This is a genomic window from Mycolicibacterium nivoides (assembly GCF_003855255.1).
Lineage (GTDB): Bacteria > Actinomycetota > Actinomycetes > Mycobacteriales > Mycobacteriaceae > Mycobacterium > Mycobacterium nivoides.
This window is the reverse complement of record NZ_CP034072.1, coordinates 6746041-6758749: the sequence shown is the minus strand read 5'-3', so window position 1 is coordinate 6758749 and position 12709 is coordinate 6746041. Positions and strand designations below refer to the sequence as shown.

The following is a 12709-nucleotide window of genomic DNA, read 5'->3' as shown; positions in this document are numbered from 1 at the left end:
GCGGGTACCTCCACTCAACGCCGCATTTCGGGCTACATACGGTGCCAGGCTAACTACGTGCCAGGCGGGTGGTCGCCGCACCGGGCCGGGAGAATGGTCCGGACATGACGACTTCAGCGACTCAGCCCGATATCTACGCCGCACTCGGGATACCGCGCCACGACTGGCCCCAGATGACCCGCTGGGCAGACGCTCCGCGGGACCCCCACGTGCGCGACGCGCTCGACACCTACATCGATGTGATGATCGCCGACCGGTGCCGGCGCATCGGTGACGATCTGCTGTCTCGGTTGATCCTGCACGGACTGGGCGGCACCGAACTGGATGCCGACGAGCTCCGTGGCGTTGTCGCGGCGCTGCTCGCCCCGTGGTAGACCACCGTCATGGGTGAGCGCGTCACGTTCGCGGGTTCGACCGGCCCGACGCTGGCCGGTGTGATCGATCGGCCCGACGGGCCGGTGCGGGGATGGGGGGTGTTCTCGCACGGTTTCACGCTCGGCAAGGACTCTCCGGCCTCCTCGCGCATCTGCAAGCAGCTGGCCGCCGACGGCATCGGGATGTTGCGCTTCGACGCGCTGGGCCTGGGTGACTCCGGGGGCGACTGGGGCGACGGTTCGTTCACCGTGAAAGTCAACGACGTGATCAAGGCCTGCACGTTCATGGCCGAACGCGGTACGCCCGCAGAGATCTTGATCGGGCATTCGTGGGGCGGTTCAGCGGTGATCGCCGCGGCCCGGCAATCCCCCGGCGTGCGGGCCGTAGTGACCGTTGGCGCGCCGTTCGACGTCGGGCACGTCGAACACCAATACGACGCGTGCCTGGAGCAGGTGTTCGCCGAGGGCAGCGGCCAGTGGATGGTCGGAGGCAAGACGCTGACCCTCAAGCGGTCGTTCGTCGAAGATGTCCGGGCCGCCGAACTGCGCGACAAGATCGAGGCCCTCAAGATGCCGTTGCTCATCCTGCACTCCCCGACCGACAACACCGTCAGCATCCAGAACGCCAGCGACATCTTCTGGGCCGCCCGCCATCCGCGCAGCTTCGTCTCCCTGGAAGGTTCCGAGCACCTGCTGACCGGGCCCGGGCAGGCCAAACGCGCCGGCCGGATCATCGGCGCCTGGGCGGACGCCTACCTCGGCGTGCGATAGCGTCGCTACATGTCTGACGCAGCCACTCAGATCGCGTTCGTGCAAGCCACCTGGCATCGCAACATCGTCGACAAGGCCCGCGAGGGATTCACCGAGCAGATCGGCACCCACGGTTTCGACGCCGCGGCCCTCGAGTTCTTCGAGGTTCCCGGCGCCTTCGAGATTCCGCTCACCGCAAAGCGTCTGGCGCTCACCGGGCGTTACCGGGCGGTCGTCGCGGCCGGACTCGTGGTCGACGGCGGCATCTACCGCCACGATTTCGTGGCCACCGCGGTGATCGACGGGCTGATGCGCGTACAACTCGACACCGACGTGCCGGTGTTCTCGGTCGTGCTCACCCCGCACCATTTCCACGAGCACGACGAGCACGTCGACTACTTCACGAAGCACTTCGTCAAGAAGGGCGCCGAGGCGGCCAACGCCGTCGCGGCCACCCTGGCCCTGCACAGCTCACTGAACTAGTCGCGCACGAGTGCGTCGCGGCCCGCCTGGACCATGTCCTCGCGCGGCACCACCTTCACGCGTTCACGGCCCTGCACCTCGCCCAGCGACACCTCGTGGGCGTCGAGGCGCTCCCACTCGGCCCAGGTGGTGTAGTCGACACCGCCGGCTGCCAGATGCGCGAGTATCGCGTCGGGGTCGGCGGTTTCGGGGGCCCGCAGGCCCGGTAGGTCATTGAGCAGACTCGTGACGGTTTCGGCCGCGTCGGACTTGGTGTGCCCGATCAAGCCGATCGGTCCACGTTTGATCCATCCCGTCACGTAGGCCGCATCGATCAACCCGCCGTCGATGTCGAGCACCCGGCCCGCGTCGTTCGGCACCACCCCGGCATGGTGATCGAACGGCAGGTTCGCCAGATGGGTGGACAGGTAACCGACGGCTCGGTACACGGCTTCGACCGGCCAATCGGTGAATTCGCCGGTCCCCCGGACATTTCCGTCCCCGCAGAGCTCTGTTCGTTCGGTACGGAGCCCCTCGACCCGGTCGGTGCCCAGCACCGCCACGGGCGCCTGGCACAGGTGGAGATGGATCCGGTGCGGCGCGCCAGTCGGCTCACGCTGCAGATACTTCATCATCGTGTCCACCACGAGTCGGGTCGACTTGCTCGTGTTGATGGCGTGCTGGCTGGCCTCGTCGATCTCGAAACCCTCGGGATGCACGATGACGTCGACGCTCGGCGAGTGTGACAGCTCACGGAACTCCATGGGGCTGAACTTGATCTGCGCCGGCCCGCGGCGGGCGAACACGTGGACGTCGGTGGCCTGATTGGCGGCAAGGCCCTGGTAGACGTTGCCGGGGATCTCGGTGCCGAGTTGCTCGTCGGCCGGCTTGGCGAGCATCCGGGCGACGTCGAGTGCGACGTTTCCCGCACCGAGTACCGCGACGTGCTTCGCGGTGAGCGGCCAGGTGCGCGGCACGTCGGGATGTCCGTCGTACCAGGACACGAAGTCGGCCGCGCCGTAGCTGCCCGGTAGGTCGATGCCGGGGATGTCGAGGGCCCGGTCCGCTCGCGCCCCGGTGGAGAAGATCACCGCGTCGTAGTGACGGCGCAGATCGGCCAGGGTCAGATCGGTCCCGTAGTGGACGTTGCCGATGAATCGCACGGCGTTCTCGTCACGGGAGAGCACCCGGCGCAACGCCTTGATGATCTCCTTGATCCGCGGATGATCCGGGGCCACGCCGTAGCGCACGAGCCCGTAAGGCGCAGGCAGCCGGTCGAATACGTCGACGCGCGCGTGCTCGTACTCCTTGGTCAGAATGTCGGCGGCGTAGATGCCTGCCGGGCCCGCGCCGATGACTGCTACCTGGATCTTCCTCATGACCGCCCTTACATATTTAGGTAAGGCAAGCCTAAATACAGGGCGGTTTCCCGCAAGACCTCCCCAACGAGATCCGCGTCACGGTGCGGTGGCGCGGCGGACGTGCCCGGCGATCCGCTCGTAGACGCGCCGGGTGACCTCGGCCGCACTGCTCATGATGTTGTAGCCGTGATCGACATCGGGCACCTCGTGATACTCGGCCAGGGCACCCACCGCATCGAGCTTCTGCGCGTACCGCCACGCCTCGTCGCGCAGCCGGTCGTACTCGGCGGTGACGATCAGCGCCGGGGCGATCCCGTCGAGGCCGTCGGCGTTGGTCCCCCAGACCGGGGAGACCAAACGGTCGGTGCGCTGCGCGCGATCGGGGACGTACGCGGTGTCGAACACCTCGCCCATCCACGGCTTCAACACCGCCTTGGCGCCGATCGGGGAATGCTTGTCCTTGGTTGTGGTGACCAGGTCCAGCGGTGGGTAGTGCAGAACCTGCAATGCGATCTTCGGCCCGCCGTTCGCTGTGCCGTTCTCCAACGCAAGCCGGGCGGCCCCCGCGGACAGGCTGCCACCCGCACTCTGGCCTCCGACGCACAGCCGGGTGCCGTCCCAATCCCGCTCGGGCGCCGCGGCCCAGCCGAGCACGTCATAGATCTGCTCGACCGGCGTGGGGAACCGGTGCCCCGGGGCCAACAGGTAATCGACGTTGACCACAACGACATTCGCGTGTTGGGCCAGGAACCGGCACCACGGATCGTCCTGTTCGCGGTGCCCGACGACGAAACCCCCACCGTGCACGTTCACATATACCGCGGGCTCTTCCTCACCCGAGGGCGGGTGATACACCGTCGCGGCAACCTCACCGTGACGGGTCGGGATCTGCACAAGCGTTGTGCGACCGGGGATTTCGGGGAAGCGGACGCCACGCATGGGCCCCGGTCTCACCCCGACCGAGAACAGACGGGCCAGGGCATCCGCCAAAATCGGCGTGGACAGTATCGACACCGCCTCCACGCTACCAATGCCCAGTCATCCCTCGCGCCGGCTTCCGGGCAGCAGCGGGTTGGTCGGGCCGCCGCGAAGTGGGTCGCACACCAGCGTCACCAGCCCTCGGCGTCGGCAACCCCGGCGGGGTGCCGCGTCCCGGCGAATCCCCCTGCCGCACCCCGCTTTCCGAAGCCACCGTCAGATGCCTCGACGAGCTGCGGCACGGTGACGGCAGGCCCGGTGTCGCCGGGTCCAGACGTAGTCCGCTTCGTTGAGGGCGATCGGGATGGCGTTGATGCCGAAGAAGTCGGTCGCCGACACTGCTCGCGCTCTGTGAGTTCAACCACGCGAGGTGGCGACCGTGTGCCGCGGCATAGCGCTCGGCGCTGGGCCCCGCCCATGCGCCGGCCCGCACGACACCGAGCACTGCGGTCGGCTCGGACGCCGCCGATGCGTGCTCGGTGGCCAGGTCATGCCAGGCGCCCGCGGTGACCAGCGGCGATCCAGGCCCTGGACCACTGGCCGGCAGCGCGGAGTGCACCTCGGGCGGCGCGGCGAACCAGGTCGGTGCGGTCATCTGGCCACTCCTGGGCCATTCGGACAATCGTTAACATGAATCGGGTTCATGTTAACTATGTGCGACGATTTGTAGGTGGTCACCCACAAGCCACTACGGCGACGACAGCCGGTGCAGGAGCGCAGCAGACGACGGGTCGAACGAATCCGGGCTGCCGCACTCGAACTCCTCGAAACCCAAGGCGTAGACGCCGTCACCACCCGCGCCATCGCCCATCGGGCCGAAGTCCCGGTCGCGACCGTCTATCAGTTCTTCCCCAACCGCGACGCGATCCTGCAGGAGATCGTCGCCGACCACCTCGACCGGCGCGACGCCGAAGGCGCGGCCATCCTGGCAGCCCTGGCCCCCACCAGCCTGGCCGAGGTTGCCCACGGCATCTTCGAATTCCACTACGAGCACCTTCGCAACCACCCGCACCTGGTCAACCTGCACTACACCAGCCTGGCCAGCGGGCTGCTGGCCGATCCGCGTGCGCGCCGGGCCCAGTTCGCCAACGCCCTGCACGCCGGACTGATGCACTGGGGTCTGCTGCGCGAGGGCACCGACCCCCTGGTGACGATGGTCGCGGTGGAGATGGGTGATCGCCTGCTGGAGATGGCCTTCCACGCCGGCCCGGGACAGGACCGCGCGATCCTCACCGAGGGTGAACGGGCACTGACCCAGTATCTGCAGGCCTACGCCGCGCCCACCGCCTGATCGGCGGTCCGTTCCTGCTTCGCCAGGGCGAATCGGGCGAGCGTGCCGACAAACCGATCGAGGTCGACGACCCGACGGCACAGGGCCGGGCCGGGAACCCAGCGCTCGCCGCGGCGCTCGAGCACCAGCGCCTCGACCGGCTCGCCGAATACCGGGGTCGCCGTCCCCGGGTGGTTCGCACCCCGCCAGTCCTCGACGATGTGCACCTGCAGACGCCGGCCATCGAGCCGGCGCACCCGCACCGATGATGCGGTCACCGAGACGGCGACGACGGTGGTCGGATAGTCGCCGCCGATACCCACCTGGATGACGTCGTCGACGAGCGGAACCGTCAGACAGATCGTTCCGGGTCGGAGGTGGTCCAGATCCGGTGCCTGCAGGTACGACGAGCACTCACGCATACCGTTAATGATTATCATTTTCATTGCCCCCGTTCAACGGCACGAGCAATGGCGCAGGTCAGCGAGCTAAATGGTCAGCGACGGGCGCCGCCGCCACCGACTTCGGCCGCCAGCGGCGGCGGCAGCGGGGTCGTCGGCGTGGGCGCCGCCGTCGCCGGAGCCGGGGCCGCGCCCGGAGACTTCGGCGAGTCCGCAGCGGCGGGTGCCCCCGGACGGTGGAAGTCGGTCATCGCCTCCTCGCGGATCACCTTCTCCCCCACGCTGAGCACCAGCGACTTCGAGGTCACCAGGTATTCGATCCCGGCGTTCTCCACGCGGAACGCACCGTCGTCGTTGCGCGTCGCCGGCACGATCAGCTTGGCACCGTCGCGCAACCGCACACCGCGGTACTCGTACTTGCCGCCCGGCACCGAACAGATCGCCACCCGGGAGGCGTCGGTGCTGCCGAACAACACGGTCGCGTCCGCACTGTCGCACCGCGCCGTCGAATCCACATATCCCCGCGCATCATTGGCCGGGGCGGCCGTGGCCGATGGAATCCCCACCGCGAGCAACGTAATACCCGCCGTCACCGCAGCGGTGATAAGGCGACGCGGGGACCAGGTACCAGACATCGGTTACCACTGAACCACGGCTTTGCTGCCTACACGAGCGTCAACCCCGAGAGACCACCGAATCGTTAGGTCCCCGCAATACAGTCGACCGCTCGCCCGCGGTGAACACGACCGGAATCCGTCGGTAGCCACGCGTCACGGAGTTGCCGTGGAACACCGCCGTGGCCCCGGGATCCAAGGCGAGATCGGGCATCCGGGCGAGCACCTGCTCGAGTCCGACGGCGAACTCCAGGCGCGCCAGATTGGAGCCGAGGCACCGGTGCACACCGGCCCCGAAGCCGAGGTGCCGGTTCGCCGAGCGGTCCAGCACACAGCGATCCGGGTCGGGGAACTGGTTGGCATCCCGGTTGGCCGCCGCGTAGTTGATCAGAATCGAATCGCCAGGGCAGAACCGCTGCCCGCCCAGCTCGGCGTCCTTGGCCACGGTGCGGGGCAGGCTGTGGATCGACCCGGCGAAGCGGATGAACTCCTCGACCGCCCTGGGCAGGATCTCGGGCTCAGCGATCAGCCGGTCACGCTCGCCGGGGTGGGTGGCCAGGTAGTGGAATGCGAAAGACATTGCACTGGCCGTGGTTTCGAGCCCGGCCTGGACCAGCAGGATCGCATTGGCGACGATGTCGTTGAACGGCAACGGTTCCCCGTCGATCTCGGCGTGCAGCAGCACGTCGATCATGTCGTCGCGGGCCGGTCCCGTGGTCCGGGCCGACACCGCATCGTGCAGATGCTGATACAACCCGCCCCAGGCCAGCATGCGGGCCTGCTCGGTGCCGCCGTTGAGCGCGGTGTCGACCAGCTCGATGCACAACGGGACATCGCCGACAGGCATGCCGAGCAGATATTTGAAGAACACGACGCCGGGCTGCTGCCAGGCGACCTGAGCCAGGTCCCCCGAGCCGTGCTCGATGAATGCATCGATCAGCTCGTCGGTTTCGGCCCGGATCTGCGGTGCCAGCGCCTTCATCCGGGCCGGAGAGAAGTACGGGTTGAGCACCTTTCGGAACTTCTGCTGTCGCGGCGGGTCGAGGGTGATCACCAGATCACCGCCGGCCTGCAGGGCACCCTCGGGTGTCGGGTTGCTGGAGAAGTGCTGCCAGTCCTGCGCGATCTGGTAGCACTCGTCGTAACCCACCGCGACCCAGGCGTCGTCGGTCGGGAAGAACGGTGACTCGGTGTGCGCGATCGGTGCCCGCCGGCGCATCACCGAATACACCTCGTAGAGCAGGTCGTGATCGTTGAAGTCCTCGTGACGCAGATCCCAGTTGTCGGCATGCTCTTCAGGCGATTTGGGCACGGCCGGTCCCTACCTTGGCTGCTGTTCTTGAGCCTGGCGGGCCAGCCGTTCCTCGTGACGGCGCACCAGTTCGCGAAAGCCCAACCGGTCGTACTTCGGCGTGGGCTGGATACCCCACTCGTCGCGGGCGGTGTCCTTGCCCTCAGCCCCTTCCGGGGGACCGAACATCGGGTACGGGTGCTTGCACTCGAGCGTGTCGTCGGAGTAGCGGACCTTGAGCAGTTCACTGCAGATCTCGGTCATGCTCAGCGTCGGGTAGCCGTAGTAGACGGCCATGAACGGCAACGTGAACGCGCCTTCGACGACCAGGGCGACCAGGCACACCAGCACGGCCCGCTTGATCCATTTGTGCATGTTCGCGTAGTACGGGGTGGTGCCCGGCGGCAGATCCTGGGCCGGGTCTCGTTCTGTCTCAGTACTTTCTGCGGGGATCGACACAATGCGCTCCTTTCGAAGTTGTTCAGTCGGAGAAGATTTCGCGGTTGACCGTGTGCAGGTACGGGATCGCCAGGAACGGGGTGATGTAGAAGATGTCGTAGAGCCACCAGCCGATCACCGGGAAGATCACCCCGGCGTAGCGGACGTCGGCGAACATCGTCATGTTGAAGACGTAGACGCACCAGATGAGCACGCCCATCCAGCAGGTGACGATCATCCACTGGTGGCCCCAGCGTTTCATCTGCAGGAATCCGATGGCGGCGGCGCAGCGCATCGCGAAGACCGTGATGATCATGCCGAAGACCATCGACTTCTCACCCGGCCCGGCCGAACCGCCGACCCACAGTTCGTTGTAGTGCCAGAAGTAGCCGGCGTCGAACATGTTGCCCCAGCCGACCATCAGCACGCGGTTGATCAGGGTGTGGTTGGCCACCAGGTCCAGTGCCCAGCCCAGGCTGTTGAGCGCGCCGTCGATCAGCACCAGGTAGCCGATCAGCGTGACGATCATCGGCCGCACCGACAATCCGTCGCGCTGGGCCTGCCGCTGCAGCCATACCCCGCGCATGAAGATCGGGAAGCCGATCAGCCCGGGAATCCACATGCCCATCAGCAGCGCCCCGACGATCATCCACTTGTCGGCCCGGCGCTGAGCCAGCCGGGACTGCTCGTGATGATCTTCGAGCGACACCGAATCCGGCTGGGCCAACGGCAGGTTCACAGATCCCACCAGCCTCGGGCGAACGACATGTACAGCTGGATGCAGAACATCGCGAACAGGTAGCCGTAGATGACCACCTGCAGAACGATCAACGCCCGCTTGCGCTTTCGCTCCTGTTCGTTCATCAGACTTCCTTTCCTCGGTTCCGGGTCGTGCCGTCGAGCAGGCCGGCCGCCGCGACCTCGCGCAGCCCGTCGCTGATCGCGCCGTCGGTGCTCAGCGGTGCGAGCACGCAGGCCTGTGCGGCATCCAGTTCGGTGGCGCCTTCGGCAACCAGCTGCGCCGTGGTGACCAGCACCCGGGTCGATGGCGGCTCGAAATGGAAGGCGGCGTCCGCGCTGCGGATCGCCGTCGCGCAGGCCACCAGGCGCCGCGCGGTGTCGCGGCCCACGCCGGTCTCCGCGACGATCACCTCGGCCTCGCGATCGGGCGGCAGGTAGGTCATCGGCAGCGTGGCAAACCGTTGCCGGAAGGACGGTTTCAGCTCCTTGAGAGAACTGCGATAGGCCGGGTTGTAGGAGCACACCAGCATGAAGGTCTCCGGTGCCCGCACCACCTCGCCGGCCCGGTCCAGATAGAGCGCACGGCGGTGGTCGGTGAGCGAATGCAGGATGGCCAGCGAATCGTGGCGGGCCTCGACGACCTCGTCGAGATAGCAGATGGCGCCGGCCTTGACCGCCCGGGTCAGTGGCCCGTCGGTCCACACCACGTCGCCGCCGGTGACCATGAACCGGCCCACCAGATCCGAGCTGGTGAGGTCGTCGTGGCAGCTGATCGTCACCACCGGGCGCTGCAACAACGAGCCCATGTGCTCGACCAGCCGGGTCTTGCCGCAGCCGGTCGGCCCGGTCAGCATCACCGGGATCCGGCGGGCGTACGCCTGCTCGAACAGCTGAATCTCGTTGCCGTTGGAGTAATAGACATCTGTGTTCACGGTGTTCCTTCCGTCCTCAGGCCGAAACCAGCTCGCGGTGCACGTGCGCCAGCACGCGCGGCAGCTCCTCCACCCGGCGGATCCGCTGGGACCGCCGTGGTCCGAACACCTCGGGCAACGGGTCGACGCGGGTCGGCCCGACGCCGACGTAGTACACGGCGACCCCGGCGTCATTGGCCTCCTCGACCGCATGCGCGGTGTCCGCCCAGGCGTAGCGGCCCTCATAGCCCTCATCGGAGATCAGGCCGTCGCCGATGACGATGAGCAGCCGCCGCTCCGAGGGTTGGGCCAGCAGGCGACTGGTCAGATGTCGCAGCGGCGCGCCCAGGCGGGTGTATCCCCCGGTGACCAGGCCGGCCGCACTCGGCGGGACGAACCGCCGGTCCTCGAAGTCCTTGAGGCACTGGACTTCCACCCGGTGACGGGTGTTCCCGGTGAACACGAAGATGCCGTGGCGTTCACGAGCCTGGGTCATCGCCCGCGACAGCGCATCGGCGCAGGCCAGCTCAAGCCGGAAGATCCGGCCGCCGTGCACCCCCAGCGACGAGCTGCCGTCGAGCAGCAGCGCCGTGGACACGTCCCGGTTGCCGGGCAAGAGCTCCCGGAACACCCGGGGTTCGCCCGCCTCGCCCGTGGCCAGGTCGATGTGATGGCGCACATAGGAATCCACGTCCAGATCGGATCCGTCCTCCAGGCCGTCGGTCATCGCGCGGTGGGTGTGTTCGGCGAACCAGGCGCGCAGATCGGCCGACACCGGCACCGACTGGCGGCCGCGCGGCGGCTTCGGATGCTCGACGACGGCGACGTGATCGCGCAGGAAGCTGTCGGTCCACGTGTTCCATTCCGGGTAGGGAATCCCGGGGCGGTGCTGCGGGGTGACGTCGAGGTCGTTGTCCTGTGGCCGGCTCGGCGGCGGGAGGTTGGGGTTGCGTACTCCGCCGTCCCCGCCGACCGGTACGGAATAGGGCCTGGGCATGCGCTTTTGGGTACTGGTCCACGGCATCCGGCCGAATCTGCGGCGCAGCCCGTCGGCCAGGCCGGCCGGGGCGGTGTGGGCCACGGGCAGCCGGCCCAGCAGCGGATCGACATCGAGGGACCTGTTGCTGCGCGCCAGTTCAACCGCCTGGCGCAGCATCTCGGTGGCCGGCGTATCGCCATCGGCATGCACCAGTTCCGGTAGGAGTCTTCGGATTTCGCCGACCAGGCCGGGCCACCGGGCAGTGATCCAGCCCAGCGCCACCCCGGCCTCCACCACGCTGAGGGCACGCAGCTCCCGGCCGGACAGCTCGCCCAGCCGGTACTCCAGGAGCCGCTCCTTCGACGGTGCGCACTGCAGCGCCACCCCGCAGGTCAACGAGCGCCGGGTCCAGCCGGGAACCCCGGCCGGGTAAGGCACGAGCACGAGGTCGAGCGCCGCGGTCAACCCGAAACCACGCTGCTCGCCGGTGACCAGCCGCGCCCCGTCGCGCCGCCCGCCGCTCAGCGCGACGGCGGTCAGGGCACAGCTGCGTTCGACGGCGATCGCGTCGTGATCGGCCATCGAAGTCAGAAGGTTCCGATGTTGGAGAACATCCAGTACCAGAACCAGATGATCAGGGCGGTGCCGCCCCACGCGCCGATGTAGCGGCAGATTTCCCAGAACATGCGTTCTCCTTCATGGTCACATTTCTGACTTAAGTCAATATTTGAGAGCCTTAATCGGTGAAGATCTCCCGGTTGACCGTGTGCAGGTACGGGATCGCCAGGAACGGGGTGATGTAGAAGATGTCGTAGAGCCACCAGCCGATCACCGGGAAGATCACCCCGGCGTAGCGGACGTCGGCGAACATCGTCATGTTGAAGACGTAGCCGCACCAGATCACCACGCCCATCCAGCAGGTGACGATCATCCACTGCTGTCCCCAGCGCTTCATCTGCAGGAACCCGATGCCGGCGGCGATGCGCATGGTGAACACCGTGAGGATGAGGGCGACCTCCCAGGCCTTCTCCCCCGGACCACCCGCACCGCCCACCCAGAGCTCGTTGAAATGCCAGAAGTAGCCGGCGTCAAACATGTTGCCCCAGCCGGTCAAAAGGACCCTGGCCAGCAAGGAGTGGTTGCCGATCAGGTCCAGCGACCAACCCATCGCGTTGATCGCCGCATCGATGATGACGAGATAGCCGAGCAGCGTGACCATCATCGGCCGCACCGATAAACCGTCCCGCTGGGCCTGCCGGAGCAACCACACGCCGCGCAGGAAGACGGGCAGCCCGAAGATGCCGAGGACGGCGCTGCCGATCAGTAGCGATCCGGCGATCAGCCACTTGTCCGCCTGGCGCTGAGCCAGCCGGGACTGCTCGTCGTGGTCATCGATCGACGGCGCGCGCACACCTGCCGCGACCGTGCGGCGCGGTCTGATGGTCGGCAGATTCAAGGGTCCTCCTGCTAGCCGGTCCCGAACTGTTGACTGACTATAGTCAACGATTCGCCGGCTGGACAGGGACCCCGGTGGGTCTAGGGGGACAGGCTCCGCATGGTTCTGACCACGTAGTCCTCCAGCAGGGCGTCGCGGGTCGGCCAATCGTTGGTGGTGATCAGCAGCGCATAGAAACCGAGCAGGAAGAACACCGCGCTGTTCCACGAGTTGACGTCGGCGGCGACCTCACCCTGCTGCTGGGCCAGCTCGATCTCGCGGGCCACCCCGGAGATCACCGGGTGCTCCTGGCTGTCCTGGGCAGGTGGCCGGGTCTGTGAGAAGTGCAGGGCCAGAAAGTCTTTGAACAACACCCCACCGAGTCTGCGCTCCAGGCCGACCACCAGCCGCATGGCCTCGCGCAGCCCTTCCTCCAGGCTGTGCGGCTTCTTGAGGAACTGGGTGTACTGCTTGGCGATCCGCTGCTCCTCGCGCTGTTCCAGTTCCAGGAGCACGTGCTCCTTGGTGGGGAAATGGAAGAAGAACGTGCCGTGTGCGACGCCGGCGGCGGTCACGATCGCGCCCACGTCCGCTTCGGCCATCCCCGCACGCTTGAACTCCGCGATCGCCGCACCCATCAACCGCTCACGCGTCTGCAGGCGCTTCGCCTCACGCGCAGACAACCCGTCTGCCACAGCCATTCC

Annotated in this window: 16 protein-coding genes and 1 pseudogene; 4 read left to right on the top strand and 13 right to left on the bottom strand. The window is 67.2% G+C overall.

What is annotated here, in order from left to right:
• Positions 1–104 precede the first annotated feature (104 nt).
• The 3 genes from EH231_RS32960 to EH231_RS32950 are packed head-to-tail and all read left to right on the top strand — an operon-like array spanning position 105 to position 1607.
• Positions 105–374 (top strand): hypothetical protein, encoded by a 270-nt coding sequence (locus EH231_RS32960; protein WP_090429618.1) that lies wholly within the window; start codon positions 105–107, stop codon positions 372–374.
• 9 nt (positions 375–383) lie between these two features.
• Positions 384–1145 carry an alpha/beta hydrolase family protein gene (locus EH231_RS32955; protein ID WP_090429616.1) on the top strand — a complete coding sequence of 254 codons (762 nt, stop codon included), beginning with the start codon at positions 384–386 and terminating at the stop codon, positions 1143–1145.
• Between the two features lie 9 nt (positions 1146–1154).
• Positions 1155–1607, top strand: coding sequence for a 6,7-dimethyl-8-ribityllumazine synthase (locus EH231_RS32950; RefSeq protein ID WP_090429614.1), 453 nt, complete (start codon positions 1155–1157; stop codon positions 1605–1607).
• Here EH231_RS32950 and EH231_RS32945 read toward each other — a convergent pair.
• From EH231_RS32945 to EH231_RS32935, 3 genes and pseudogenes are all read right to left on the bottom strand, one after another.
• Positions 1604–2965, bottom strand: coding sequence for an FAD-dependent oxidoreductase (locus EH231_RS32945; protein ID WP_090429612.1), 1362 nt, complete (start codon positions 2963–2965; stop codon positions 1604–1606). The two genes, EH231_RS32950 and EH231_RS32945, sit on opposite strands and share 4 nt — an antisense overlap.
• A 78-nt stretch (positions 2966–3043) precedes the next feature.
• Positions 3044–3961, bottom strand: coding sequence for an alpha/beta hydrolase (locus EH231_RS32940; RefSeq protein WP_090430718.1), 918 nt, complete (start codon positions 3959–3961; stop codon positions 3044–3046).
• 237 nt (positions 3962–4198) lie between these two features.
• Positions 4199–4520, bottom strand: a pseudogene (locus tag EH231_RS32935) (PPE domain-containing protein); the annotation flags it as partial.
• A gap of 75 nt (positions 4521–4595) precedes the next feature.
• Here EH231_RS32935 and EH231_RS32930 point away from each other — a divergent pair.
• Positions 4596–5216 carry a TetR/AcrR family transcriptional regulator gene (locus EH231_RS32930; protein WP_090429611.1) on the top strand — a complete coding sequence of 207 codons (621 nt, stop codon included), beginning with the start codon at positions 4596–4598 and terminating at the stop codon, positions 5214–5216.
• Here the strand turns inward: EH231_RS32930 and EH231_RS32925 are convergent.
• From EH231_RS32925 to EH231_RS32885, 10 genes are all read right to left on the bottom strand, one after another.
• Positions 5195–5617, bottom strand: coding sequence for a hypothetical protein (locus EH231_RS32925; protein WP_090429609.1), 423 nt, complete (start codon positions 5615–5617; stop codon positions 5195–5197). The two genes, EH231_RS32930 and EH231_RS32925, sit on opposite strands and share 22 nt — an antisense overlap.
• A gap of 74 nt (positions 5618–5691) precedes the next feature.
• On the bottom strand, positions 5692–6231 hold the full coding sequence (locus EH231_RS32920; RefSeq protein ID WP_090429607.1) for a hypothetical protein: 540 nt from the start codon (positions 6229–6231) through the stop codon (positions 5692–5694).
• Positions 6232–6271: 40 nt separating this feature from the next.
• Positions 6272–7522, bottom strand: a complete 1251-nt coding sequence (locus tag EH231_RS32915; RefSeq protein ID WP_090429605.1) for a cytochrome P450 — start codon at positions 7520–7522, stop codon at positions 6272–6274.
• 9 nt (positions 7523–7531) lie between these two features.
• Positions 7532–7960 (bottom strand): hypothetical protein, encoded by a 429-nt coding sequence (locus tag EH231_RS32910; protein WP_090429603.1) that lies wholly within the window; start codon positions 7958–7960, stop codon positions 7532–7534.
• A 22-nt stretch (positions 7961–7982) separates the two neighbouring features.
• On the bottom strand, positions 7983–8678 hold the full coding sequence (locus EH231_RS32905) for a hypothetical protein (RefSeq protein ID WP_234927338.1): 696 nt from the start codon (positions 8676–8678) through the stop codon (positions 7983–7985).
• Positions 8675–8803 carry a hypothetical protein gene (locus EH231_RS34690; protein ID WP_036430807.1) on the bottom strand — a complete coding sequence of 43 codons (129 nt, stop codon included), beginning with the start codon at positions 8801–8803 and terminating at the stop codon, positions 8675–8677. The genes EH231_RS32905 and EH231_RS34690 overlap by 4 nt, the downstream gene beginning before the upstream one ends.
• Positions 8803–9612, bottom strand: a complete 810-nt coding sequence (locus EH231_RS32900; protein WP_124714079.1) for a CbbQ/NirQ/NorQ/GpvN family protein — start codon at positions 9610–9612, stop codon at positions 8803–8805. Before EH231_RS32900 ends, EH231_RS34690 begins: the two co-directional genes overlap by 1 nt.
• Before the next feature lie 16 nt (positions 9613–9628).
• Positions 9629–11152, bottom strand: coding sequence for a nitric oxide reductase activation protein NorD (locus tag EH231_RS32895; RefSeq protein WP_170856343.1), 1524 nt, complete (start codon positions 11150–11152; stop codon positions 9629–9631).
• A gap of 154 nt (positions 11153–11306) precedes the next feature.
• Positions 11307–11981 (bottom strand): hypothetical protein, encoded by a 675-nt coding sequence (locus tag EH231_RS32890; RefSeq protein WP_090430715.1) that lies wholly within the window; start codon positions 11979–11981, stop codon positions 11307–11309.
• Positions 11982–12106: 125 nt separating this feature from the next.
• Complete coding sequence (locus tag EH231_RS32885; RefSeq protein ID WP_090429598.1) at positions 12107–12706, bottom strand: TetR/AcrR family transcriptional regulator; 600 nt, start codon at positions 12704–12706, stop codon at positions 12107–12109.
• Positions 12707–12709: the final 3 nt, after the last annotated feature.

Coding starts and splice junctions, on each gene's coding strand:
- EH231_RS32955 (WP_090429616.1), top strand. CDS start 384: ATGGGTGAGCGCGTCACGTTCGCGGGTTCGACCGGCCCGACGCTGGCC.
- EH231_RS32920 (WP_090429607.1), bottom strand. CDS start 6,231: ATGTCTGGTACCTGGTCCCCGCGTCGCCTTATCACCGCTGCGGTGACG.
- EH231_RS32925 (WP_090429609.1), bottom strand. CDS start 5,617: ATGCGTGAGTGCTCGTCGTACCTGCAGGCACCGGATCTGGACCACCTC.
- EH231_RS32960 (WP_090429618.1), top strand. CDS start 105: ATGACGACTTCAGCGACTCAGCCCGATATCTACGCCGCACTCGGGATA.
- EH231_RS34690 (WP_036430807.1), bottom strand. CDS start 8,803: ATGAACGAACAGGAGCGAAAGCGCAAGCGGGCGTTGATCGTTCTGCAG.
- EH231_RS32950 (WP_090429614.1), top strand. CDS start 1,155: ATGTCTGACGCAGCCACTCAGATCGCGTTCGTGCAAGCCACCTGGCAT.
- EH231_RS32885 (WP_090429598.1), bottom strand. CDS start 12,706: ATGGCTGTGGCAGACGGGTTGTCTGCGCGTGAGGCGAAGCGCCTGCAG.
- EH231_RS32895 (WP_170856343.1), bottom strand. CDS start 11,152: ATGGCCGATCACGACGCGATCGCCGTCGAACGCAGCTGTGCCCTGACC.
- EH231_RS32945 (WP_090429612.1), bottom strand. CDS start 2,965: ATGAGGAAGATCCAGGTAGCAGTCATCGGCGCGGGCCCGGCAGGCATC.